Genomic DNA, 1672 nt, shown 5'->3' on the forward strand with positions numbered 1-1672 from the left:
TCTGCGCGCCGGTAAAAGCCCCGGCTGCATGGCCGAAAAATTCACTTTCCATTAAATCGGCCGGAATGCCGGCGCAGTTTACCGCCTGAAAGCTTTGTTCAGCGCGGTCACTTAACTGATGCAGCGCCTTCGCCACCAGCTCTTTACCGGTCCCACTTTCGCCGGTGATCAGAACGCTTCCGTCAGCTGGCGCAATACGTTCTATTTGATCATAAAGCTTGCGCATTGACGGACTCTGCCCGACTAAACCACCCGGTCCTTTTTGCTGCTGACGGTAGCGCTTTAGCTCCCGCTGCAACGAGCGATGCTCAAGAATACGTTGTACACTTAGCAATAAATGTTCAACATCTAAAGGCTTGGTCAGAAAGTCATCCGCGCCCTGCTTTAACGCATCAACCGCCTGATCAACCGTGCCAAAAGCCGTAATTAATAACAGTGCCGGAGCGTTGTCTTCATTTTTCAGGCTGTCTAAAAGTGACAGCCCGGACTGACCCGGCAAGCGAATATCACTAATGACCAAGTCCAGAGTTGCAGCGGCTTTTTTAAAGCCTTCAACACTGCCCCAGGCATTTACTTGATAGCCTTCAGCTTCAAGCTCTTCAACAAGCAGTTCCTGTAGAGCCGGATCATCCTCAATTACACCTATCATGGCTTTTGCTGCTGTCATTTACTGCCTCCGTTTTTAACCGCTTGCCGAACGCATTGTGCCGGTAAACTCAAAATAACCCGACAACCGCCATTTGGGTTATTGGTCAAAGACAATTCACCACCATGATCATTCAATACGTGCTTAACTATGGTCAAACCCAGACCCGTCCCTTTACCTTGTGGCTTATTGGTTTCGAACGGCTGTAATGCTTTATCTTTCATCGCATCAGGTAAACCTTCTCCGTCATCATCTATGGTAATGACGACTCCGTCATTAGCGTACTCAGCCGCGACAGCAACCTCAGATTCAGCGGCCTGCAAGCCATTGCGCAGTACGTTTACTAAGGCCAGTTCCAGTCGCTTTATGTCAACTTTAAGAATGACATCGACAAGCTCTTTAACTACCACTCTGGCAGAACCTTTATCCTGTTCAAACTCAATGCTGGTCATTGCCGTTGTTATCAGATCTCGCAGGGAAATGCTTTCTCTTTGCTGCACCGGCGTTCTTGAAAATGCCAGCAATTGATTCACCAGTCCGGTAAGCCTTTGTACCTGGCCTCTGACGGCCTTAAGTTGTCGCTGGCTGTCATCGTCTTTATGGTTACGTAATAATCGACTGGCGCGTCCATCAATAACAGTAAGCGGCGCTCCTAACTCATGGGCAACACCGCTGGCTACACTGCCAATAGCTGCCATTTTTTCCTGTTCCCGCAACGCTCGCTGCAACGACGCTTCGTGCTCACGTCGCTGTTCTAACTCCTGCTCCGCTTCAGTAATGCTATCCAGCATCCGGTTAAACCCCAGGGCAACATCCTGAAGCTCCGAAGGCCCGGCGGGTGTCACTCGAGTGCTTCGATTTCCTTTTGCGACTTGCAGCATTGCGTCTTTTAGTGCCACCACATGTCGCCCAACACCGCGATAATGCCCAAATACCAATACCGCAATAGTGATCAGGCCAAATGCAGCCCAGCTCAGCCAGGCATACTGACTCAGCGTTTCAAAAGACTCATCGAAGTCACTGGCT

At 50.1% G+C, this 1672-nt stretch carries 2 protein-coding genes; both read right to left on the bottom strand.

Annotated features, from left to right (window positions below; all coding sequences use genetic code 11):
• On the bottom strand, positions 1-667 hold a 667-nt coding region (locus B3180_RS02570), incomplete at its 3' end, for a sigma-54-dependent transcriptional regulator (RefSeq protein WP_286842850.1).
• A partial coding sequence (locus B3180_RS02575; RefSeq protein WP_286842852.1) for a sensor histidine kinase occupies positions 664-1672 on the bottom strand: 1009 nt, incomplete at its 5' end. The genes B3180_RS02570 and B3180_RS02575, both read right to left, overlap by 4 nt.

It is taken from the genome of Idiomarina sp. UBA4206, assembly GCF_002383015.1.
In the GTDB taxonomy this organism is placed as follows: domain Bacteria; phylum Pseudomonadota; class Gammaproteobacteria; order Enterobacterales; family Alteromonadaceae; genus Idiomarina; species Idiomarina abyssalis.